General features: G+C 70.3%; 20 protein-coding genes. 9 read left to right on the forward strand and 11 right to left on the reverse strand.

The genetic code is table 11. From position 1 onward, the window contains the following. Positions 1 to 17: 17 nt before the first annotated feature. Positions 18 to 2,621, forward strand: a complete 2,604-nt coding sequence (gene pepN / locus QWJ39_RS16035) for an aminopeptidase N (RefSeq protein WP_290258889.1) — start codon at positions 18 to 20, stop codon at positions 2,619 to 2,621. Between the two features lie 77 nt (positions 2,622 to 2,698). On the opposite strand, the gene QWJ39_RS16040 is transcribed toward pepN, so the two are convergent. The 5 genes from QWJ39_RS16040 to QWJ39_RS16060 form a co-directional block, all read right to left on the reverse strand. Continuing rightward, positions 2,699 to 3,805: a lipoate--protein ligase family protein gene (locus tag QWJ39_RS16040; RefSeq protein ID WP_290258890.1), complete on the reverse strand. Its 1,107-nt coding sequence runs from the start codon at positions 3,803 to 3,805 to the stop codon at positions 2,699 to 2,701. A gap of 102 nt (positions 3,806 to 3,907) precedes the next feature. After that, positions 3,908 to 4,165, reverse strand: coding sequence for a type B 50S ribosomal protein L31 (locus QWJ39_RS16045; RefSeq protein ID WP_290258891.1), 258 nt, complete (start codon positions 4,163 to 4,165; stop codon positions 3,908 to 3,910). 173 nt (positions 4,166 to 4,338) lie between these two features. After that, positions 4,339 to 5,145: an RNA methyltransferase gene (locus tag QWJ39_RS16050; protein ID WP_290258892.1), complete on the reverse strand. Its 807-nt coding sequence runs from the start codon at positions 5,143 to 5,145 to the stop codon at positions 4,339 to 4,341. A gap of 1 nt (position 5,146) precedes the next feature. Beyond that, on the reverse strand, positions 5,147 to 5,932 hold the full coding sequence (locus QWJ39_RS16055) for a sulfite exporter TauE/SafE family protein (protein WP_290258893.1): 786 nt from the start codon (positions 5,930 to 5,932) through the stop codon (positions 5,147 to 5,149). Positions 5,933 to 5,951: 19 nt separating this feature from the next. Next, entirely contained in the window at positions 5,952 to 6,737 is a 786-nt protein-coding gene (locus QWJ39_RS16060; RefSeq protein WP_290258894.1) for an ABC transporter ATP-binding protein, read from the reverse strand. Positions 6,738 to 6,938: 201 nt separating this feature from the next. On the opposite strand from QWJ39_RS16060, the gene serB reads away from it, so the two are divergent. Continuing rightward, positions 6,939 to 7,835, forward strand: a complete 897-nt coding sequence (gene serB, locus QWJ39_RS16065; protein ID WP_290258895.1) for a phosphoserine phosphatase SerB — start codon at positions 6,939 to 6,941, stop codon at positions 7,833 to 7,835. 98 nt (positions 7,836 to 7,933) lie between these two features. On the opposite strand, the gene QWJ39_RS16070 is transcribed toward serB, so the two are convergent. From QWJ39_RS16070 to QWJ39_RS16080, 3 genes are all read right to left on the reverse strand, one after another. Then, positions 7,934 to 8,689: an SDR family oxidoreductase gene (locus QWJ39_RS16070; protein WP_290258896.1), complete on the reverse strand. Its 756-nt coding sequence runs from the start codon at positions 8,687 to 8,689 to the stop codon at positions 7,934 to 7,936. A 213-nt stretch (positions 8,690 to 8,902) separates the two neighbouring features. Further along, the gene (locus QWJ39_RS16075; RefSeq protein ID WP_290258897.1) at positions 8,903 to 9,322 is read right to left on the reverse strand and encodes an Hsp20/alpha crystallin family protein; all 420 of its coding nucleotides are present in this window, start codon (positions 9,320 to 9,322) and stop codon (positions 8,903 to 8,905) included. 168 nt (positions 9,323 to 9,490) lie between these two features. Further along, a complete protein-coding gene (locus tag QWJ39_RS16080) occupies positions 9,491 to 10,216 on the reverse strand; it encodes a beta-ketoacyl-ACP reductase (RefSeq protein WP_290258898.1) in 726 nt (241 codons plus the stop codon). A gap of 133 nt (positions 10,217 to 10,349) precedes the next feature. Between QWJ39_RS16080 and QWJ39_RS16085 the strand changes: the two genes are divergently transcribed. Genes QWJ39_RS16085 through QWJ39_RS16095 form a run of 3 tightly spaced genes read left to right on the forward strand, consistent with a single transcriptional unit; the run spans position 10,350 to position 11,947 of the window. Beyond that, the gene (locus tag QWJ39_RS16085) at positions 10,350 to 10,808 is read left to right on the forward strand and encodes a DUF3099 domain-containing protein (RefSeq protein WP_290258899.1); all 459 of its coding nucleotides are present in this window, start codon (positions 10,350 to 10,352) and stop codon (positions 10,806 to 10,808) included. Continuing rightward, positions 10,805 to 11,065 carry a hypothetical protein gene (locus tag QWJ39_RS16090; RefSeq protein ID WP_290258900.1) on the forward strand — a complete coding sequence of 87 codons (261 nt, stop codon included), beginning with the start codon at positions 10,805 to 10,807 and terminating at the stop codon, positions 11,063 to 11,065. Before QWJ39_RS16085 ends, QWJ39_RS16090 begins: the two co-directional genes overlap by 4 nt. Further along, positions 11,066 to 11,947 carry an SURF1 family protein gene (locus QWJ39_RS16095; protein ID WP_290258901.1) on the forward strand — a complete coding sequence of 294 codons (882 nt, stop codon included), beginning with the start codon at positions 11,066 to 11,068 and terminating at the stop codon, positions 11,945 to 11,947. It begins immediately after the preceding gene. A gap of 137 nt (positions 11,948 to 12,084) precedes the next feature. Here the strand turns inward: QWJ39_RS16095 and QWJ39_RS16100 are convergent, their stop codons facing one another. Further along, entirely contained in the window at positions 12,085 to 13,683 is a 1,599-nt protein-coding gene (locus tag QWJ39_RS16100; RefSeq protein ID WP_290258902.1) for an ABC-F family ATP-binding cassette domain-containing protein, read from the reverse strand. Positions 13,684 to 13,957: 274 nt separating this feature from the next. Between QWJ39_RS16100 and QWJ39_RS16105 the strand changes: the two genes are divergently transcribed. Genes QWJ39_RS16105 through QWJ39_RS16115 form a run of 3 tightly spaced genes read left to right on the forward strand, consistent with a single transcriptional unit; the run spans position 13,958 to position 16,019 of the window. Further along, positions 13,958 to 14,689, forward strand: coding sequence for a biotin transporter BioY (locus tag QWJ39_RS16105; protein WP_290258903.1), 732 nt, complete (start codon positions 13,958 to 13,960; stop codon positions 14,687 to 14,689). After that, on the forward strand, positions 14,686 to 15,396 hold the full coding sequence (locus QWJ39_RS16110) for an ABC transporter ATP-binding protein (RefSeq protein WP_290258904.1): 711 nt from the start codon (positions 14,686 to 14,688) through the stop codon (positions 15,394 to 15,396). The genes QWJ39_RS16105 and QWJ39_RS16110 overlap by 4 nt, the downstream gene beginning before the upstream one ends. Next, complete coding sequence (locus QWJ39_RS16115; protein WP_290258905.1) at positions 15,393 to 16,019, forward strand: energy-coupling factor transporter transmembrane protein EcfT; 627 nt, start codon at positions 15,393 to 15,395, stop codon at positions 16,017 to 16,019. The genes QWJ39_RS16110 and QWJ39_RS16115 overlap by 4 nt, the downstream gene beginning before the upstream one ends. On the opposite strand, the gene QWJ39_RS16120 is transcribed toward QWJ39_RS16115, so the two are convergent. Together QWJ39_RS16120 and QWJ39_RS16125 are read right to left on the reverse strand one after the other, a co-directional pair. Further along, on the reverse strand, positions 16,016 to 17,218 hold the full coding sequence (locus tag QWJ39_RS16120; RefSeq protein ID WP_290258906.1) for a thiolase family protein: 1,203 nt from the start codon (positions 17,216 to 17,218) through the stop codon (positions 16,016 to 16,018). The two genes, QWJ39_RS16115 and QWJ39_RS16120, sit on opposite strands and share 4 nt — an antisense overlap. After that, entirely contained in the window at positions 17,211 to 18,626 is a 1,416-nt protein-coding gene (locus tag QWJ39_RS16125) for an AMP-binding protein (protein ID WP_290258907.1), read from the reverse strand. Before QWJ39_RS16125 ends, QWJ39_RS16120 begins: the two co-directional genes overlap by 8 nt. A gap of 59 nt (positions 18,627 to 18,685) precedes the next feature. Here QWJ39_RS16125 and QWJ39_RS16130 point away from each other — a divergent pair, with 59 nt between their 5' ends. Then, positions 18,686 to 19,570: a neutral zinc metallopeptidase gene (locus tag QWJ39_RS16130; RefSeq protein WP_290258908.1), complete on the forward strand. Its 885-nt coding sequence runs from the start codon at positions 18,686 to 18,688 to the stop codon at positions 19,568 to 19,570. Positions 19,571 to 19,746: the final 176 nt, after the last annotated feature.

The following is a 19,746-nucleotide window of genomic DNA, read 5'->3' on the forward strand; positions in this document are numbered from 1 at the left end:
CGTGATTAGATAGCAGCGTGTCCAACCAGAATTTGACCAGTGAAGAAGCGGCCGCCCGCTCGGCCCTGATCACCACGCACAGCTACGATGTGTCCCTCGATGTCCGGCAGGCCGCGGACCCCACGGTGGCCGGCTACCCCAGCCGCAGCGTCATCACCTTCGCCGCCGCCGAACCAGGGTCCAGCACCTTCCTGGACTTCATCAGCTCCGAGGTGCACAGCGTGTTCCTCAACGGCAAGGGCCTGCCCGTGGCCGACGTCGTCGACGGATCCCGGATCCGGCTGGACAACCTGCAGGCCGAGAACCAGGTCACCGTCACCGGCACCGCGCTGTACAGCACCTCCGGGGAAGGCATGCATCGGTTCTTCGACCCCGCCGACGGCCAGTGCTACCTGTACACCCAGTACGAGCCGGCCGACGCCCGCCGGGTCTTCGCCAACTTCGAACAGCCGGACCTCAAGGCAGAGTTCACCTTCCATGTAATGGCGCCGTCGGGCTGGCAGGTCGCCTCCAACGGCGTCGAGGCCGCCCGTACCCAGCTCACCAGCGACCCGGCCACCAGCCGCTGGGACTTCGCCCCGACCAAGCCGGTGTCCACGTACATCACCAGCGTCCTCGCCGGCCCCTACTTCCGCGCGGACAGCAGCTGGCAGGGCACCCTCTCCGACGGGACCGCACTGGAGGTGCCACTGGCCCTGTACTGCCGGGCGTCGATGGCCTCCTCCTTCGACACCCATGAGCTGTTCCGGTTGACGGGCAACGGCCTGGACTTCTTCAACCGGCTCTTCGACTACCCCTACCCGTGGGGCAAATACGACCAGGCATTCGTCCCCGAATACAACCTCGGGGCGATGGAAAACCCGGGCCTGGTGACCTTCACCGAGAGCTACGTCTTCACCTCCCGGGCCACGGATTCGCAGTACCAGGGCCGGGCCAACACCCTCTTGCACGAGATGGCGCATATGTGGTTCGGCGACCTGGTCACGATGCAGTGGTGGAACGACCTTTGGCTCAAGGAATCCTTCGCCGACTACATGGGCACCCTGGGCGTGGACCGGACCACGGACTGGGACTCCGCCTGGGTGAACTTCGCCAACAACCGCAAGGCGTGGGCCTATGTCCAGGACCAGCTGCCCACCACCCACCCGATCGTGGCGGACATCCCGGACCTGGAGGCCGCCAAGCAGAACTTCGACGGCATCACCTACGCCAAGGGCGCCTCGGTCCTCAAGCAGCTGGTGGCCTACGTGGGGTTCGAAGACTTCATCGCCGGCTCACGCCGCTACTTCCGCGACCACGCGTTCGGCAACACCACCCTGGCCGACCTGTTGGCCGCGCTCAGCGCCGCCTCCGGCCGGGACCTCGGCCCCTGGGCCCGGCAGTGGCTGCAGACCTCCGGGATCTCCACGCTCACACCCGAAATCACCGATGAGGAAGGGACGCTGACCGCCGTGGGCGTGCGGCAGGACGCCACCGACCCGGTGACGGGCTCCCCCGAACCCCGCCCGCACCGGCTGCGGATCGGCCTCTACAACCGGGATTCGGACGGCGCCCTGGTCCGCACCGACAGCGTGGAGACCGACGTCGACGGCGGACACACCGCCATTCCGGACCTCACCGGAAAGCCCCGTCCGGAGCTGCTGCTGGTCAACGACGAGGACCTCAGCTACGCCAAGGTCCGGCTGGATCCGGTGTCCGAAGCCACGGTCCGGGAATCCCTGGACCGCATCACCGACCCGATGGCCCGCGCGCTCTGCTGGACCGCGCTCTGGGACTCGGCCCGGGACGCCGTCACGCCCGCCGCGGACTACGTGGCCGCGGTGCAGCGGTTCGGTCCGGCGGAGACCGGCATCGGCGTGCTGCTCGCGATTCTGGGCAATGCCGCCACCGCCGTCGAACGCTACGTCCCCGCCACGGCACGGGACGCCGTGCGCCGCACCTTCCTGGACGCCGCCGTCGCCCAGCTCGAGCAAGCCGGCCCCGGCTCGGACCAGCAGCTGGCCTGGGCCCGCACCGTTGCCGCGGCCAGCCGCCACGACGGCAGCCGCCTGCCCCTGCTGCGCGGCCTGCTGGACGGTAATACCGTGATCGAGGGGCTGGCGGTCGACGCCGAACTCCGCTGGAACCTCTGGCACGCCCTCGCCGCCAACGGCCAGGCCGACCCGCACGAGCTCGACGCCGAACTCTCCCGCGACAACACCGCCTCAGGCCGTTCGGGACACGCCACGGCCCTGGCCGCACGGCCCGACCCGCAGGTCAAGGCCAAGGCGTGGGAGGCCGCTGTCAACGGCACGGACCTCTCCAACCAGCAGCTCAGCGCCACGATCGCCGGCTTCACCACGGCGACGGCGGAACTGCTGGCCGGCTTCGTGGAGCCCTACTTCGAGGCGCTGGAGCGCGTCTGGGGCAGCCGCAGCATCGAGATCGCCAGCAGGATCGTCCGCGGGCTGTACCCGGCGGGGCAAGACCTCAACGGCCAGGTCACGGCGGAGCACCCGGTGGTGGTCCGGACGGACCGCTGGCTCACCGAGCACGCGGACGCGCCGCGGGCCCTGCGCCGGATCGTCATCGAGCAGCGCAGCCACCTGCTGCGGGCGCTCACCGCGCAGGCCGCCGGCTAACGCACCCGCCCGCTAACTTACCTCCAGCGGGCAACGGCAGCCGGCTGGCTGCCGTTTACGGACGTGGCGGATGCGGGCTACGGGACCCGGTGCAGCCACTCCTCGGTGGCGAACTTGGCCTCCACCCGTGCCCGCGCGGCGTCGAGTTCGACGTCGGTAAGCTCGGCCGGCGTCGCGCCGTACCGGTCGGTGAACACCCCGATCATCGCCGCCACGATGTCGGCCCGGCTCAGGCCGGTCTGGCGGCGCAGCGGATCCACGCGCTTCTTGGCGCTGGTGGTGCCCTTGTCGGAGAGCTTCTCCTTGCCGATCCGGAGCACCTCGACCATCTTGTCGGCGTCGATGTCGTAGCTCATGGTCACGTGGTGCAGCATGCCGCCGTTGGCGAGCCGTTTCTGCGCGGCGCCGCCGATCTTGCCCTGGTCCGTGGCGATGTCGTTGAGCGGGACGTAGAAGGCGTTGATGCCCACTTTCTCCAGGGCGGCGAGGACCCAGGCGTCCAGGAAGCCGTAGGAGTCGGCGAAGCTCAGCCCGTCCACCAGCGTCTGCGGCAGGTAGAGCGAGTAGGTGATGCAGTTGCCGGCCTCCATGAACATGGCGCCGCCGCCGCTGATCCGCCGGACCACGCTGATGCCGTGCCGGCTGACGCCCTCGGGCTGGACCTCGTTGCGGACCGACTGGAAGCTGCCGATCACCACGGAGGGCTCCTCCCAGTCCCAGAACCGCAGGGTGGGGTTGCGGCGCCCGGCACCGACCTCTTCGGTGAGGACCTCGTCCAGGGCAACGTTCACGTGCGTGGGCAGCACCGTGGGGGCGATGACGTTCCAGTGGTGGTCGCCCCAGCCGGTGGCCTTGGCAAGGGCCCTGCGCACGGCGATCGCGACGGCCTCGGCGGACAGGCCGAAAAGCACGGTGCCCTCCGGCAGCGCCGCGGTGACGGCGGCGGCGAGGTCGGCCGCCGGAGTCTCGGCGGGGAGCCCGGTGAGGGCCCGGTTGATCTCCGGCAGCGCCTCGTCGGGCTCGAGGAAAAAATCGCCGCTGATGGACACGTGTCTGAGCACGCCGTTGTCCACCTCGAGGTCGGCGACCACCAGCTTGCCGCCGGGGACCTTGTATTCGCCGTGGCGGCGGCCGCCGTCGCCGTTTCCGTCTGCCGTTGCGGGGGTGGAAGAGGAGGAAGTCATACCCTCAATCCTGCCACGAGCGCGGCGGCGGGACGGGGCGGCGGTTAACGCGAAAGGCCCGCACCGTTGCCGGTGCGGGCCTCCCAAGACCTTGGAGCAGAATTACTTCTTGCCGCCGAAGCCCTTGAAGCGAGCGTTGAAGCGCTCGACGCGGCCTGCGGAGTCCATGATGCGCTGCTTACCCGTGTAGAACGGGTGGGACTCGGAGGAGATTTCGACGTCGATGACCGGGTAGGTGTTGCCGTCTTCCCACTCGATGGTCTTCGAGGAAGAAACGGTGGACTTGGTCAGGAACTTGACGCCGGAAGCCAGGTCGTTGAAAACAACAGCTTCGTACTTCGGGTGGATATCTGCCTGCATAATTGGACCTTTGTTCGCGCAACTGGATTTTGCCAGCTGCCAGGTATGAGTTGGAGTTGGCGTGCCGATAACACGGCACGGCCAGCTGTCAATGATACCGCAGTCACGGGCCTCCCGCGAACGCGGGGCCGCAGGTGCCGGCGCCAGGTACGTGCGCAGGCCAGGGCGCTGCCTCAGCGGGCGCGGAGTTCCCAGAACGCGACCGCGGAGGCCGCGGCGACGTTCAGCGAGTCCACGCCGGGACGCATGGGGATCTTGACCGCGAGGTCGACGGCGGCGAGGGTCTCCGGGCTCATGCCGGCGCCCTCGGTGCCGAGGACCAGCGCCAGCTTCTCCGGGTTGCGTGCGGCGAGCTCGTCGACGTCGACGGCGTCGTCAGTGAGCTCCATGGCGGCCACGGTGAAGCCGTGGTCCCGGAGGACGGCAAGGTCCGCGGGCCAGTCCTCCAGCCGCGCCCAGGGCACCTGGAAGACCGTGCCCATGCTGACCCGGACGCTGCGGCGGTACAGCGGGTCCCCGCAGCGCGGCGTCACCAGCACCGCGTCCAGGCCAAGGGCCGCAGCGGAGCGGAAGATGGCGCCGACGTTGGTGTGGTCCACGATGTCTTCGAGCACGGCGACGCGGCGGGCGCCGGCGAGCAGCTCCGGCAGCGGCACCGGGGCCGGCCGGTGCATGGCGGCCATGGCCCCGCGGTGCAGGTGGAATCCGGTGATCTCCTCCAGCAGGGCGGCCGGGCCGACGTAGACCGGGACGTCCGGGTACTGCTCGAACACGTCCGCCAGATCCGCGAGCCACTTTTCCGCGAGGAAGAAGGACCGGGGCCGGTGGCCGGCGGCGAGGGCCCGGCGGAGCACACGGGAGGACTCGGCGATGTAGAGGCCCTCGGCGGGTTCGCGGATCTTGCGGAGGTGGACGTCGGTCAATTGGGTGTAGTCGGCGACGCGGGGATCGTCCGCGGACTCAAGGTGGTGCAGGGGCATCTCAGTTCACCAGCTTCGCGATCATGAACCCGAGGGCCACCAGACCCAGGGTGAAGATGACGCCGCGCAGCACGGCGGGCGGGAGCCGGCGGCCCACCTTGGAGCCGATGAACCCCCCGATCAGCGAGCTGACGGCGATCAGGCCCACGGCGGGCCAGCTGATCCGGTCGAACGCGAAGAGCAGGTAGGACGCCGCCGCGACGATGTTCACGCCGAGGACCAGGATGTTCTTCATGGCGTTGGCGTTCTGGATGGTTCCGGCCATGAAGACGCCGAGGATCCCGACCAGGAGGATGCCCTGCGCGGCCACGAAGTAGCCGCCGTAAACCCCGGCCAGGTAGACCAGCACCACGAGCAGGGCGCTGTGCCGTTTGTCCCTGGCGGCGGTCTCCGGATCCGATTCCCGGTTTTGCACCCAGCGCTGCAACCGGGGCTGGAAGGCCACCATGAGCAGGGCCAGGACGATCAGTCCCGGGGCGGCGTACTGGAAGACCACCTCGGGAAGGTGCAGCAGCAGGTAGGCGCCGGTGATGCCGCCCAGCAGGGAGGCGGGCAGCAGGCGGATGAGCTGGCTGCGGCGGCCGGCGAGTTCCTTGCGGTAGCCCCAGGCGCCCGCGGCGTTGCCGGCCACCAGTCCGGTGGCGTTGCTGATCGAGGCCGTGACCGGCGCGAAGCCGAGGGCGATCAGCACCGGGAAGGTCACCAGCGTGCCGGAGCCCACCACGGAGTTGATGGTCCCGGCCCAGAGGCCGGCGAAGAAGACAAAGATGCTGCCAAGAAGGTCCACGCGCGTTCAGGGACCCCGCTTAGCGGCGGGCGGTGGCGGTGTAGCGGCCCCCGGTTTCGGTGACGTCCAGCTCGACGCCGAAGGTCTCGCCGAGGTTCTCCGCGGTGAGCGTCTGGCGCAGCGGGCCGGCGGCGACGATGCCGCCGTCGCGGATCAGCAGGGCGTGCGTGAAGCCCGGCGGCACCTCTTCGAGGTGGTGGGTCACCAGGACGATGGCGGGGGCGTCCTCGTCCGCGGCGAGTTCGCTCAGCCGCTGGACCAGGTCCTCGCGCCCGCCGAGGTCCAGGCCGGCGGCCGGTTCGTCGAGCAGCAGCAGTTCGGGATCGGTCATCAGGGCGCGCGCGATCTGGACGCGCTTGCGTTCGCCCTCGGAGAGGGAGGCGAAGGGACGGTTGAGCAGCGGGCCCATCCCCCATTCGTTGAGCAGGGCGAAGGCGCGGCGTTCGTCGTCCTTCTCGTAGCCCTCGCGCCAGCGGCCGGTGACCCCGTAGGCGGCCGTCACGACGACGTTGAGGACCTTTTCGTGCTCGGGGATCTGGTTGGCCAGCGCCGCGGAGGACAGGCCGATCCGGGGCCGGAGTTCGAAGACGTCCACGGCGCCCATGACCTCGTCGAGGATGCCGGCCTTGCCGGAGGTGGGGTGCAGGCGGGCCGCGGCGACCTGCAGGAGCGTGGTCTTGCCGGCGCCGTTGGGTCCGAGGACCACCCAGCGTTCGCCCTCCTTGACCTGCCAATCCACCTTGTCCAGGAGCGTCTTCGCCCCGCGGACAACGCTGACGGCGGCCAATTCAAGAACTTCACTCATAGGAGTAGACACTAGGACAAAAAAGCTGACGATTGATAACCGGAGCGGCGCACCTCCCCCCGCGCCACCGTCCGGGCCCGCCCCCGTGGCCTGACCAGTACCGCGGCGGCGCTGCGCCCTGGCGGTGACGGGCGTCACCGCGGCTCCTTCGCGGCGTCATGGATGCGGGGCGGCACCGGCCCGCTCGATAGGATTGGGGCCATGATTTCCCACGTGACCGCGGTCAGTTACGGCCCCGCCCTGTCCGACGACGACCTCCGGCAGGTCCGCGGCGCACTGGCCGCCGCCGGACTGGCCATCACCGACGAGGACACCGCCGGCGACGGCCGCTACACGGTCCACACCGCGGAGTGCACAACCTCGGAACCGCTGACCGACGCCGCACTGGCCGGACTGCGGAAGGCCGTCTCCCCCGCCGTCAGCGCCGGCTTCGGCACCGCCCTGGTGCCGGACGGGCTGCGGAGCGCGCCGCGGAAGCTCCTGCTGATGGACGTCGATTCGACCCTGATCAAGCAGGAAGTGATTGAACTGCTGGCGGCCTACGCGGGCAAGCGGGAGGAGGTCACCGCCGTGACGGAGGCGGCGATGCGCGGCGAGCTGGACTTCGCCCAGAGCCTCCACGCCCGGGTGGCGGTGCTTGCCGGCCTGCCGGCCGCCGTCGTGGACGATGTCCGCGCCGAGGTCAGCCTCAGCGAGGGGGCGGCAGAACTGGTGGCGGCCTTCAAGGCGGCCGGTCATGCCGTGGCGGTGGTGTCCGGCGGCTTCAACCAGATCCTCGGCCCGCTGGCGGCCGGCCTGGGGCTGGACTACTGGATCGCCAACGAGCTCGAAATCGTCGACGGCGCCCTCACCGGCCGCGTCCTCGGGGACGTCATCGACCGGGCGGCGAAGGAAAAATACCTCCGCAAGTGGGCGGCGGCCGAGGGCATCCCGCTGGAGCACACGATCGCCGTCGGCGACGGCGCCAACGACCTGGACATGCTCGGCGCCGCCGGCATCGGGGTGGCGTTCAACGCCAAGCCCGCCGTCCGCGCCGCGGCGGATGCCGCCGTCGACCTGCCCTACCTCGACACGGTCCGGCACATCGCCGGGGTCTGACCGGGCTCTGATTCCGGACACACCGCACACGGCAAAGGCCGGGGCGCCTGCCCCGGCCTTTGCCGTGTCCGCGGGAAATTCCGCGGTGGGAGAATCGGCTAGTTGCTGCCACTCTTCTCGAAGTAGTCGGCGCCGCCGACGTACTCGGTGTGGCCGCTCTCGACGTCGGCTGTTGCCATCTTGGCGACCTCGGCAGCGAATTCGTTGACGGAGTACAGCTTGCCGGCCTCGGCGCGGCGGGCCTCGATGGCGCCGGGGTTGGAGCGGTCCAGCAGGGTGGCGGTGACCGTACCCTCGATCATGTCGCCCGAGACGACCACCAGGGAGATGCCCTTGTCGGCCAGGCTCGGGACCAGCTCGCGCAGCGCGTCCTCGCCGGCGCGCTTGCTGCGGGCCACCGGCTCGTACTCGGGCATGGTGGGAACCGTGTCGATGAAGTGGGCCTGGTGGCTGGTGACAAACACGACGCGGGAACCCTCCGGCATCAGCGGCACGGCGGCGTTGAGCATGTTGACCTGGGCGTCGCGGTTGAGCTTGAGCGCGTAGCCCTCCTCCATGCCGCTTTCCATGCCGCCGGAGGCGTTGAGGACCAGCAGGTCCAGGGAGCCGAAGTTTTCCATGGCGGCGCTGGCCAGGGCCTGGACGCCTTCCTGGGTGGTCAGGTCCGCTCCGACCGCGGCGGCCCGGCCGCCGGCGGCCTCGATCTCCGCGACGACCTTGTTGGCCCGAGGTGCCTTCTGGCGGTAGTTCACGATCACGGCGGCGCCCTCGGCGGCCAGGAATTTCGCCACGTCGGCGCCGATGCCGCGCGACGAACCGGTCACGATCGCGGTCTTGTTCTCCAGCAGTCCCATTCGAGCTCCTTTGTTCCATCCATCCAAATTGCGTGGGGTCTGCTGTCCATCATGCCAGCGACGCCGGGCAAAGGGGTTGTACGGGACCCACAAAGAAGCCGGAGCAGCCTAGTTCCGGCGGTCCGTCCGCGGCGTGCCGGGGACGGGCAGCCGGCAAGGCACGGCGGCCCGCCCCGGGAGACGGGCATCCGGTTGGACCAATCCGCTGGAAACCTAACCCCGGTCCACCCGGATCTTCTTGCTGGCTTCCGCGGCGGCCGTTGCCGGGGCCGGGGCGCGGACTTCGAGGACCCCGTCCTTGTAGGTGGCTGTAATGTCCTCTTCCTTCGCGCCGGCCGGCAGGGCGACGCTGCGCGAGAACGAGCCGTAGCGGAATTCGGAGCGGTAGCCGTTCTTGCTCTTGTGCTCGGACTTTTCCTCGCGTTCGGCCCGGATGTGCAGCATGCCGTCGCTGACCGAGACGTCCACGTCCTTGTCCGGGTCGATGCCCGGGACCTCCGCGCGGACCACCAGGGTGTTGCCGTCCTGGAACTGCTCGACCTTCATGGACGGCGTCATGGACAAGTCACCGTCGAGGAACCGGCGGACGGGTTCCAGCATGTCCGAGGGAGCCCATTTGCTGAGTTCGGTCACGATTCTTCCTCCTGGGTGCACGCCCCGCCTCGGTGTGGTGGGGGCTGTGCGTCCAGTACATGACGGCGCGGGCCGGGCGGCTAGGGCCAAAAGACCGACGGCGGCGCCGGTCCCCTCAGGGTCCGGCGCCGCCGTCGTAAACTCCCAGGACGCGCCCGGCGAAGAAGGCTAGTGGCCCATTCCGAGGCCGCCGTCGACCGGGATCACGGCGCCGGAGATGTAGGCGGCCTCGTCGCTTGCGATCCAGCGGACGACGTTGGCCACCTCGGACGCCTCGGCGAAGCGGCCGGCGGGAACCTTGGTCAGATAGTCCTTCTGGGTGGCCTCCGGCAGTTCGGCGGTCATGTCCGTGTTGATGAAGCCGGGGGCCACCACGTTGGCTGTGATGCCACGGGCGCCCAGTTCGCGGGTCAGCGAGCGGGCGATGCCCACGAGGCCGGCCTTGGAGGCCGAGTAGTTGATCTGTCCGGGGGCGCCGTAGAGGCCCGAGACGGAGGAGATCAGCACCACGCGGCCCTTGCGGGCCCGGATCATGCCCTTGGAGGCGCGCTTGATGACGCGGAAGGCTCCGGTGAGGTTGGTGTCGATGACGGAGGTGAAGTCGTCCTCGCTCATCCGCATCAGCAGCGTGTCCTTGGTGATGCCGGCGTTGGCCACCAGCACCTCCACGGGGCCGTGGGCCGCCTCGACCTCGGCGAAGGCGGCGTCGACCGAGGCCTCGTCCGTCACGTCAGCCTTGACGCCCAGGATGCCCTCGGGCAGGGCGGATTCGCTGCGGTAGGTCACGGCCACCTTGTCGCCGTTGGCGAGGAAGGACTCGGCGATAGCCAGTCCGATGCCGCGGTTGCCGCCGGTGATGAGGACGCTGCGTCCCGTGGAGCTTGCTTCGGTCATGGTGGTCTCCGGGATTCTGCGGCTCAGTGGCGCCGCTCGGGGCTGGGTTTCCTGCCTTCGATCTTAGCCAGTGTTCCGGTGCCGGCGCCGTTTGGGCGCTTCCGCCGATGGTGCGAGAATTGACGGTGAGCCTATGGAGCGTGATCTGACAGCTGTGACAAACAAGAACCGGCCCGGCGGCACCACGCCCGGCGAGGACTTCGAGGACACCGAGGTCCACAGCATCACCGACGCCGCCACCGCCCACTCGGAAGAGATGCGTTCGCGGATGGTCAAGTATGCCCTGGCCATGGGCATCCGCATGGTCTGCCTGGTTCTGATCTTTGTGGTTGACGGCTGGTTCAAAATCCTCCCGGTGATCGGTGCCGTGTTCCTGCCCTGGTTCGCGGTGGTGGTCGCCAACGGCAACGACAAGGCGGAGGTGCACAGCGAGTCACTGATCGACTACGTGCCGCTGGGCCAGCTCGAGGGACCGCCGCCGGCGGAGTCCTTCGGCGACATGCCCGACGACGACGGGCCGGTCACCCTGCTTCAGGGCGAGATCATCGACGACGACGATGACGACGAAGACCACAGACGGGCCGCTTCATGAACCTCCTCGACCTGGCCGGCGGGACCGCCGCGCCGGAAACCGCCATCTGCTCGCGCAAGGCGTGCCGCGCCGGGGCCGAATGGCGGCTGCTTTGGAACAACCCGAAGATCCACACCCCCGACCGGCGCAAGACCTGGCTGGCGTGCGGGGACCACCGCGAGTGGCTGGAGGACTACCTCCGGACCCGCGGCCTCTGGAAGGAAACCCTCCCCCTCGTGACTGACGAGTCCCCCGCGACCCCGGGCGGGGCCGCCTGAATGTACCGCTTTCTCTTTTCCAGCAAGTGGCTGGGCTATCTGCTGCTGGCCGCCATCTTCGCCACGGCGTGCGTCTTCCTGGGCCGCTGGCAGATGGACCGCCGGGCCGAAACGCTGGCCGAGATCAACCGCGTCGTCTCCAACTATTCGGCCACCCCGTTGCCATTCACCGAGGTACGCAACGAGTTCGTCCGGCTGGATCCGGAACGCGAATGGACGCAGGTGGAGCTGCATGGCGTCTACGACACCGCCGGCCAGCGGGTGGTGCGCAACCGGCCCCTGAACGGCCAGCCCGGCTACGAGGTGGTGGTCCCGCTGAAGCTCGACAACGGCGACACCGTCGTGATCGACCGCGGCTGGCTGCCGATCGGCAACAAGACCCCCGGCAGCCCGGACTCGGTGCCGGCGCCTCCCGAAGGCAACGTCACCGTCGTCGCCCGGCTCAAGCCCTCGGAGCCGACCCTGCAGCGCGGCGCCCCGGAGGGGCAGCTGGCCTCCATCGACCTGCCCACGTACGCCGGACAGCTGGGCTACCCGGTGCTGACCGGCGCGTATGGACAGGTGGCGAGCGAGAGTCCCGCGGCCGCGACCATGCCGCTGGGCTTCCCGAAGCCGTCCACGGACGAGGGCACCCACCTGTCCTACTCGTTGCAGTGGTTCGCGTTCGGCGTGCTGATGTTCTTCGCCTTCGGTTACGCGGCCCGGCAGCAGGCGCGCAACGCCGCGATCGACGCCGAAGACGCCGAGGAGGCGGAGGCCCGGGGCGAGGCGGCGTACCACTCCGCCGCGAATGCGCCCCGCCGTCGTCCGGCTCCCCGGAAGCGAAAGAACGCCACGGCCGAGGAAGAGGAAGACGCCATCCTCGACGCCCAGGGCTTCTGAGCGAGGACAGCATGGCGTCCGGCGCCGTAACCACGGCGAGTGCCACCCGTTTGCCACGAAGGGCCGCTAAACCTGACGGTTAGCGGCCCTTCGCGTCAGATGGCGGAGCCTAGCGAGGCGAAGACCGCGACCTCGGTCTACGCCAGCGTGATCAGGTCCAGGTAGTCCTCGTTCCAGAGGTCCTCGACGCCGTCGGGCAGCATGACGACCCGCTCCGGGTTGAGCGCCTCGACGGCGCCCTCGTCGTGGCTGACCAGGACGACGGCGCCGGTGTAGTTGCGCAGGGCGCCCAGGATTTCGCCGCGGCTGGCGGGGTCCAGGTTGTTGGTGGGCTCGTCGAGGAGAAGAACGTTGGCGCTGGAGGCCACGATGGTGGCCAGCGCCAGGCGGGTCTTCTCACCGCCGGAAAGCACGCCGGCGGGCTTGTCGACGTCGTCCCCGGAGAACAGGAACGAGCCCAGGATGCCGCGGACCTCGGAGTCGTTCATGTCCGGCGCCGCGGAGCGCATGTTCTGCAGCACGGTGCGGTCCACGTCCAGGGTCTCGTGCTCCTGCGCGTAGTAGCCCACCTTGAGGCCGTGGCCTGCGACCACCTTGCCGGTGTCCGGCTTGTCCACCCCGGCGAGCATCCGCAGCAGGGTGGTCTTGCCGGCGCCGTTGAGGCCCAGGATGACCACCTTGGAGCCGCGGTCGATCGCGAGGTCGACGTCGGTGAAGATTTCCAGCGAGCCGTAGGACTTGCTGAGCCCGTCGGCGGTGAGCGGGGTCTTGCCGCACGGCGAGGGGTCCGGGAAGCGCAGCGCGGCCACCCGGTCGTTCTCGCGGACCGCCTCGAGGCCGCCGAGGAGGCGCTCGGCGCGCTTGGCCATGTTCTGCGCGGCGACGGCCTTGGTAGCCTTGGCGCGCATCTTGTTGGCCTGGTCCATCAGGACCTGGGCCTTCTTTTCGGCGTTGGCGCGTTCGCGCTTACGGGCGCGCTCGTCGGTCTCGCGCTGGGTCAGGTAGCGCTTCCAGTCCATGTTGTAGATGTCGATCTGCGCGCGGTTGGCGTCGAGCAGGAACACCTTATTCACCGTGGCCTCAAGCAGCTCGGTGTCGTGGCTGATGACGATCAGGCCGCCCTGGTGGTTCTTGAGGAAATCCCGGAGCCAGGCGATCGAGTCGGCGTCGAGGTGGTTGGTCGGTTCGTCCAGGAGCATGGTCTCGGCGTCCGAGTACAGGATGCGGGCCAGCTCCACGCGGCGGCGCTGACCGCCGGAAAGGGTCTTCAGCGGCTGGTTCAGCAGGCGGTCCGGCAGGGCGAGGTTGGAGCAGATCGCGGCGGCCTCGGCCTCGGCGGCGTACCCGCCGGCGGCGAGGAACTCGGACTCCAGCCGGTCGTAGCGGTTCATGGCCTTGCGCTGGACGGCAGGGTCCTCGCTGGCCATTTCCTCGTGCGCGGCGCGGAGCTTGCCGACGGCGATGTCCAGGCCACGGGCGGAGAGGATCCGGTCGCGGGCCAGCTGCTCCATGTCCGGGGTCCGGGGGTCCTGCGGCAGGTAGCCGATCTCGCCGCTGCGGGTCACCTTGCCGGCCGCGGGGAGGCCCTCGCCGGCGAGCACACGGGTGAGCGTGGTCTTACCTGCACCGTTTCGGCCCACGAGGCCGATCTTGTCTCCCTTGTCGATCCGGAAGCTCACCTGGTCCATAAGGAGGCGGGCGCCGGCGCGCAGTTCGAGATCCTGGACGGTAATCAATGCAGCTAAGGCCTTTCACAACAGGGAACGCCGCGGCGCGGCGGTCATGCCTGCAAGGCGCCGGGGCGGTGGGGCCGAGAACACGGCCTGTTCCAGTCTACCGGCAGCACCCCCGCCGGCCCGCATCGGGGCGGTGGGCGGCCGGGCCGGCCACTTTTGGTGGAGTCCCCCAGCGGGTGGCCCCGCCACTAGTGGAGGGGCTACAAAAACGGGCCGTCACCCAGGACGTACCGTCGGAGTCAGGACCCGAATTCCGTGACGAACAGGACACAGCATGGCCAGCACCGAGAACACCTCCGCACCGACCGGCACCCCCGTGGCGGCGCCCTCACCATCCGTTCAGTCATCCACCGACGACGGCGCTGCCGGAACCGCTGTGGCACCCGCCGCCCGCCGATGGGACGCCACCGACCTGGCCCTGGTGGCCGTCTTCGCCGCCCTGGTGGCGGCATCCGCCCTGGTCGCGGCCATCCCGGTAGGCGGCCTCGGCGTGCCCATCACCCTGCAGACGCTGGCGGTCATCCTCACCGGACTGGCCCTGGGGCCGGCCCGGGCGTTCGCCGCCGTCGGCCTCTACCTGCTGCTGGGCTTCGCGGGCCTGCCCATCTTCAGCGGCGGCCGCGCCGGCCTGGGCGTGCTGGCCGGCCCCTCCGGCGGCTACATTATCGGCTTCCTGCTGGGCGCCACCGCCGTCGGCGCCCTGACCGCCGTCGTCCTCCGCCGGACCTCGGCGGGAACGGGCGCGGGCCGCCGCGGCACACTGCGCCCGGTGCTGCTGTTCTGCGCCGCCATGGCAGCCAGCATCGTCTTCATCCACGGCCTGGGCATCCTGGGCATGATGGTCAATGCCAAGCTGAGCCTGGCGGCCGCGTTCCTGGCCGACCTGCCGTTCTACCCCGGGGACATCATCAAGAACGTCCTCGCCGTGATTATCGCCCTGGCGCTGCACCGGGCATTCCCGGACCTGCTGCTGCGCCGGGTGCGTCGCGGCACCGCCCGGCCGTGAGCATCATCCTGGACCGTCCCGCGGTCCGGATTGACGTGGACGGCCGGGCCGAACCGAAGACCCTGCTGGACTTGCCCGCGCTGACCCTGGCCGAGCACCGGATCGGGGTCATCGGCGCCAACGGGTCCGGGAAGTCGACCCTGCTGCGGCTGCTCAACGGTCTGGTGCTTCCCACCGCGGGCCGGGTCACCGTGGGTGGCCTAGATACAGGCAGGGAGGTGCGGGCTGTGCGCCGCCGGGTGGGATTCGTCTTCACCGACCCGCTCTCCCAGCTGGTGATGCCCACACCGCGGGAGGACGTGGAACTTTCGCTGCGCCGCCTGGTGCGCAACGGCGCGGAACGGCGTGCCCGGGCCGAGGCCGTGCTGGACCGGTTCGGCCTGCTGGGCCTGGCGGACCAGAGCGTCTACGAACTCTCCGGCGGGGAGCGGCAACTCGCGGCTTTGGCCGCCGTGCTGGCCGTGGAGCCGGAGATCCTGGTGCTGGACGAGCCGTCCACGCTGCTGGATCTGCGGAACCGTGAGCTGCTGCGCACCACCCTGGCCGGGCTCGGGCAGCAGGTGGTCCTCTCCACCCACGACCTGGAGATCGCCGCGGACATGGACCGCGTGCTGGTGATCGACGCCGGGACGGTCGTCTTCGACGGTGCGGCGCCGGAGGCAGTGGCCTGCTACCGCGCCCTGTGCGGGATGCCGGCGCGGCCGTGAGGGGCCACGGTTTCCTCCTTGCCGGCTACGTTCCCGGCCGCTCCATGGTGCACCGTGCCCCGTTGTGGGCCAAGTTCCTGCTGGTGCTGCTCTGCGGCGTGGGGTCCTGGCTGGTCTCCGACTGGGCTGTGTCCGCAGCGGCCCTTGCCCTGCTGTCCGCCGTCTTCCTGGCCAGCGGTGCCGGAATCCGGCGGCTGGCGACGGCGGTCCGGCCGGTGCTGCCCATACTGGCGCTGGTGGGCGCGTTCCAGTGGTGGCAGCTGGGCGGCCCCACCGCGGCGCGGATCGTGCTGAACGTGCTGGTCTGCGTGGTGGCGGCCTCGATCGTGACGGCCACGACCCCGGTGCGGGAGCTGCTGGACGGCGCCGCCTCCCTCGCCCGGCCGTTGGAACGGTTCGGCGCGGATCCGGAGCGCTTCGCCCTGACCATCGCCATCATGGTGCGCAGCATCCCCTTCATCGCCGGGGCGTTCGCCGACGTCCGGGACTCCGCCCGGGCCCGCGGCCTGGAGCGCAATCCCCGGGCCCTGGTCCTGCCGGTCTTCATCACCACGGTTGCCTTCGCCCGGCAGACCGGTGAGGCGCTGGCGGCCCGCGGCCTGGGCGACGCCGACGCTGGCTAGGCGAGCCTCCGGTACCGGAACAGCGCCGCGGTGCCCATGCCGCCGGCGATGCTGATCATCGCCAGGGCCACTTGATCGTCTGTGCCGGCGCGCCGCGCCTGGGCGAGCAGCCGGGTCACGAGCACGGCCCCCGAGGCTCCGTAGGCGTGGCCCAGCGCCAGTGCTCCCCCGTCCCGGTTGGCGCGGTCCGCGTCGATGCCCAGCCGGTCCAGGCAGGCCAGGGTCTGGGACGCGAAGGCCTCGTTGAACTCCACCAGGTCCACCGCGTCCGCTGTGGTTCCGGTCCGATCCAGCAGCCGGGCCCCGGCGTCGGCGGCACCGAGGCCCAGGAGCCGTGGGTCCACCCCCGCCGTATCCGTGCCGAGCACCAGCAGCCCGTCGCGGGCGCCCACCTCACGGGCGTGGGCCAGGGAGGTGACCACGACGGCGGATGCGGCGTCCGCGTCGAAGCAGGAGTTCCCTGCCGTGACCGTGCCGCCGGGGACGAAGGCGGCCGGGAAACGGGCGAGGATGGCCGGCGTCAGGGAGGCGCGCGGGCCGTCGTCGTGGATCACCGTGCCGGTCCCGCCGTGCGGCACCAGGTCCACGTGGACGGTTTCGGCGTCGAAGGCACCCGCCGCGGCGGCGGCCAGGGCCCGGCGGTGGCTGCGGAGTGCGAACCCGTCCTGCCGTTCCCGGCCGATGCCGCAGGCCTCCGCCACGTTCTCGGCGGCGGCGCCCATGTCAGGGTCGCCGAACCGCTCCGGCGCGAACCGCGCGCGGCCGTAAAACGCGGGTTCGCCGTCCGGGCCGCGGCGGGCGCGCAGCGGCGCGGTGCTGATGCTCTCCACGCCGCCGGCCAGGTATAGCTCAGTCCCGTCCCCGCCGGCGACCATGCGGGAGGCCAGCACGATCGCGTCCAGGCCGGAGCCGCACTGGCGGTCGACGGTGAGGCCGGGCACGGTGACGGGAAGGCCGGCCTCGAGGGCGGCGAGCCGGGCGACGTTCCCGCCGCCGCCCACGGCGTTGCCGATCACGACGTCGCTGACCTTCCGGGCGGGGACGCCGGCGTCGGCCAGCAGCCGGCCCAGGACCGGGGCGAGAAGCTGTTGCGCCTCCAGCCGGCCGAACGCGCCGTGGGCCCGGCGAACCGGGGTGCGGAGCGCCCCGATGATCACCGGCTGCCGCTCCGGGGGCAGCGCCGGGTACGGCTCAGCCAAGGCGCCGGGCCCGGGGGTCGCCGTCGGCAATCCAGGACAGCAGCAGCGCCCGGCTGGGCTTTCCGCGGTCCGTGAGCGGCAGCTCGGCCAGGAGGTAGTAGTCCAAGGGGCGTTTGCTCCGGGGAAGCAGTGACTCCAGCCCGGTGCGCAGCTGCGTGCCGGACAGGCCGCCGTGGGCCGGAACGACGCCTGCCACCAGCCGCTGCCCGCGGACCTCGTCGGCTTGTCCGGCCGCAACGGCGGCGGCGACACCGGGAACGGAGGCGAGGGCCAGCTCCACCTCGTGCGGGTAGACGTTGGTGCCGGCGGTGTTGATCATCTCGGACCGGCGTCCCAGCAGGTGCAGCGCACCGTCCTGGAGGTAGCCCTGGTCGCCCACGGTGTACCAGGCGTTCACGGTCCGGAGGGCGGCGCCGTCGTCGCCCCAGAGGTAGCCGTCGCTGACCATGCCGCTGCGCACGCAGACGTCGCCGGGGGTTCCGTCCGGGACCGGGTTCCCGTCCTCGTCCAGGATGCGGAGTTCCACGCCGGGAAAGGGCGTGCCGATCAGGGTCCCGGCGGGCGTGGCCGCCGCGGAGCCGCCCGGGCGGAGGCCGCCGCCGGCCACGAAGCTCAGTTCGGCCGCGCCGTAGTACTCGAAGATGGTGGCGTTGGGGGCCCAGCGCCGGGCAGCCTCGAGGGTGCGGGCGTCCAGCTTCGAGCCGGCGCAGATGATGCTGCGCAGCCCGGAGGCATCCACGCCGCCGGCCAGGCCGCGTTCGCTGAGCAGCCGCAGCATGGTGGGGACCAGAACCAGCCGGGTGATCCCGTCGTGGCTGATGGCGGCGTGGGCGTCGCCGACGTCGAAGCCGGTCAGGGTGTGGAACTCGGTGCCGGCGTAGAGGCACTCGGCCAGCGCGTAAAGGTTCAGGCTGGCCGCCATGGTCCCGGGAGCGAGCGTCCGGTCGCCGGGCCGGAGGCCGAAGAACTCAATCGAGGACTCGAACGAGACCTGCCAGGATCGGCGGGACCGGGTGAAGGCCTTGGGCAGGGACGTGGTGCCGGAGGTCAGCCCGATCAGGAACGGGGTGTCGGGCGGCCCGTCGACCAGGTCGCCGGAATGGACGGAATCGGCGGGCAGGCCACCAGCGTACTCCCCGATCCGTTCCGTGATGGCGGCGCGCAACGCCTCCGGCCAAGTGGCGTCGAGGACGGCGCAGCGGCGGGACCCCGCAATGGCGGCGGCAAAGGCAGCGACGAAAGCGGTGGAGTTGGGTTCGGCCAGCACAGACACCGGAGGCGCCGACGCGACCAGGCCGGCGGCCCCGTCCCGCAGCTGCGCCCAGGTCAGCCGCGCGCCGCCGACGACGACGGCGGTGTCGTCGGGGCGGCTGTCGGCCCAGCGCTGGAGTCGGTCGAGAAAAGGCATCGGGGCAACTTTACCGGGACGGCACCCCGACGCGGGCGGGAGCGGCTACTGTGACTTGCATGAGCTTCAATGACAACGTCCAGCTTGACCCGTCCCAGGTGCAGGACCGCCGCGGCGGCGGCTCCGGACTCAAGATCGGCGGCGGGATCGGCGGCGGCGTCGTCCTGCTGCTGGCCCTGCTCTTCGGCATCAATCCGAACGTCCTCGGCGGTCTGACCTCCGGCGCCCAGGATCAGACGCAGAGCCAAGGCACGGCCCCCGCCTGCAAGACCGGCGCCGACGCCAACGCCCGGCTGGACTGCCGGATCAACGGCACGGTCAACAGCCTCAACGCCTTCTGGCCGGAGTACCTGGCCCAGTACGGCAAGCAGTATCCGCGGCCCAAGACCGTGATCTTCAGCAACGCGACCAGCACCGGCTGCGGCAACGCCACGTCCGACGTCGGCCCGTTCTACTGCCCGGTGGACCGCACCGCCTACTTCGACCCAGGCTTCTTCCAGGAGCTCGTGGACCGGTTCGGGTCATCCGGCGGTCCCCTGGCGCAGGAATACGTGGTCGCGCACGAGTTCGGCCACCACATCCAGAACCTGCTGGGAACCATCGACAGGGCGCAGCAGGACCCGCAGGGACCCGAGTCCGGCGGCGTCCGCGTGGAACTGCAGGCCGACTGCTATGCCGGTCTCTGGGTCAAGCACGCCACCACAGCCAAGGATCCCGCCTCCGGCCAGCCGTTCCTCGCGGCCGTCACGGACAAGGACCTGCAGGACGCGCTGTCCGCGGCCTCCGCCGTGGGCGATGACCGGATCCAAAAGGCCGCCACCGGCCGGGTCTCCCCGGAGAGCTGGACGCACGGCTCCAGCGCCCAGCGGCAGAAATGGTTCTACCAGGGCTACACCACCGGCGACATCAACCAGTGCGACACCTTCAAGGTCGCCGCTCCCTAGGCTGTTGCGCTCACTTGAGCGCTGGCTTAAACGCCGACGGCGGCCAACCACCTGGCGGCTTCTAGCGGTCGTTGCAACACCCGTTATTGGGAGTTGCAACGACCGTGTCGCGTTTAAGTGGTGAATCGAAGTGCCATCGGAGGTACTCGGATCAGGAGAAAGCAGCATTTTTTGTT

The sequence above is a fragment of the Arthrobacter sp. YD4 genome (assembly GCF_030410515.1).
GTDB lineage: Bacteria > Actinomycetota > Actinomycetes > Actinomycetales > Micrococcaceae > Arthrobacter.

Bases quoted from the DNA above. Each gene is read 5' to 3' on its own strand.
- QWJ39_RS16040 (WP_290258890.1), bottom strand. From the start codon at position 3,805: ATGACTTCCTCCTCTTCCACCCCCGCAACGGCAGACGGAAACGGCGAC.
- QWJ39_RS16045 (WP_290258891.1), bottom strand. From the start codon at position 4,165: ATGCAGGCAGATATCCACCCGAAGTACGAAGCTGTTGTTTTCAACGAC.
- QWJ39_RS16050 (WP_290258892.1), bottom strand. From the start codon at position 5,145: ATGCCCCTGCACCACCTTGAGTCCGCGGACGATCCCCGCGTCGCCGAC.
- QWJ39_RS16060 (WP_290258894.1), bottom strand. From the start codon at position 6,737: ATGAGTGAAGTTCTTGAATTGGCCGCCGTCAGCGTTGTCCGCGGGGCG.
- serB (WP_290258895.1), top strand. From the start codon at position 6,939: ATGATTTCCCACGTGACCGCGGTCAGTTACGGCCCCGCCCTGTCCGAC.
- QWJ39_RS16070 (WP_290258896.1), bottom strand. From the start codon at position 8,689: ATGGGACTGCTGGAGAACAAGACCGCGATCGTGACCGGTTCGTCGCGC.
- QWJ39_RS16080 (WP_290258898.1), bottom strand. From the start codon at position 10,216: ATGACCGAAGCAAGCTCCACGGGACGCAGCGTCCTCATCACCGGCGGC.
- QWJ39_RS16085 (WP_290258899.1), top strand. From the start codon at position 10,350: ATGGAGCGTGATCTGACAGCTGTGACAAACAAGAACCGGCCCGGCGGC.
- QWJ39_RS16090 (WP_290258900.1), top strand. From the start codon at position 10,805: ATGAACCTCCTCGACCTGGCCGGCGGGACCGCCGCGCCGGAAACCGCC.
- QWJ39_RS16095 (WP_290258901.1), top strand. From the start codon at position 11,066: ATGTACCGCTTTCTCTTTTCCAGCAAGTGGCTGGGCTATCTGCTGCTG.
- QWJ39_RS16105 (WP_290258903.1), top strand. From the start codon at position 13,958: ATGGCCAGCACCGAGAACACCTCCGCACCGACCGGCACCCCCGTGGCG.
- QWJ39_RS16125 (WP_290258907.1), bottom strand. From the start codon at position 18,626: ATGCCTTTTCTCGACCGACTCCAGCGCTGGGCCGACAGCCGCCCCGAC.
- QWJ39_RS16130 (WP_290258908.1), top strand. From the start codon at position 18,686: ATGAGCTTCAATGACAACGTCCAGCTTGACCCGTCCCAGGTGCAGGAC.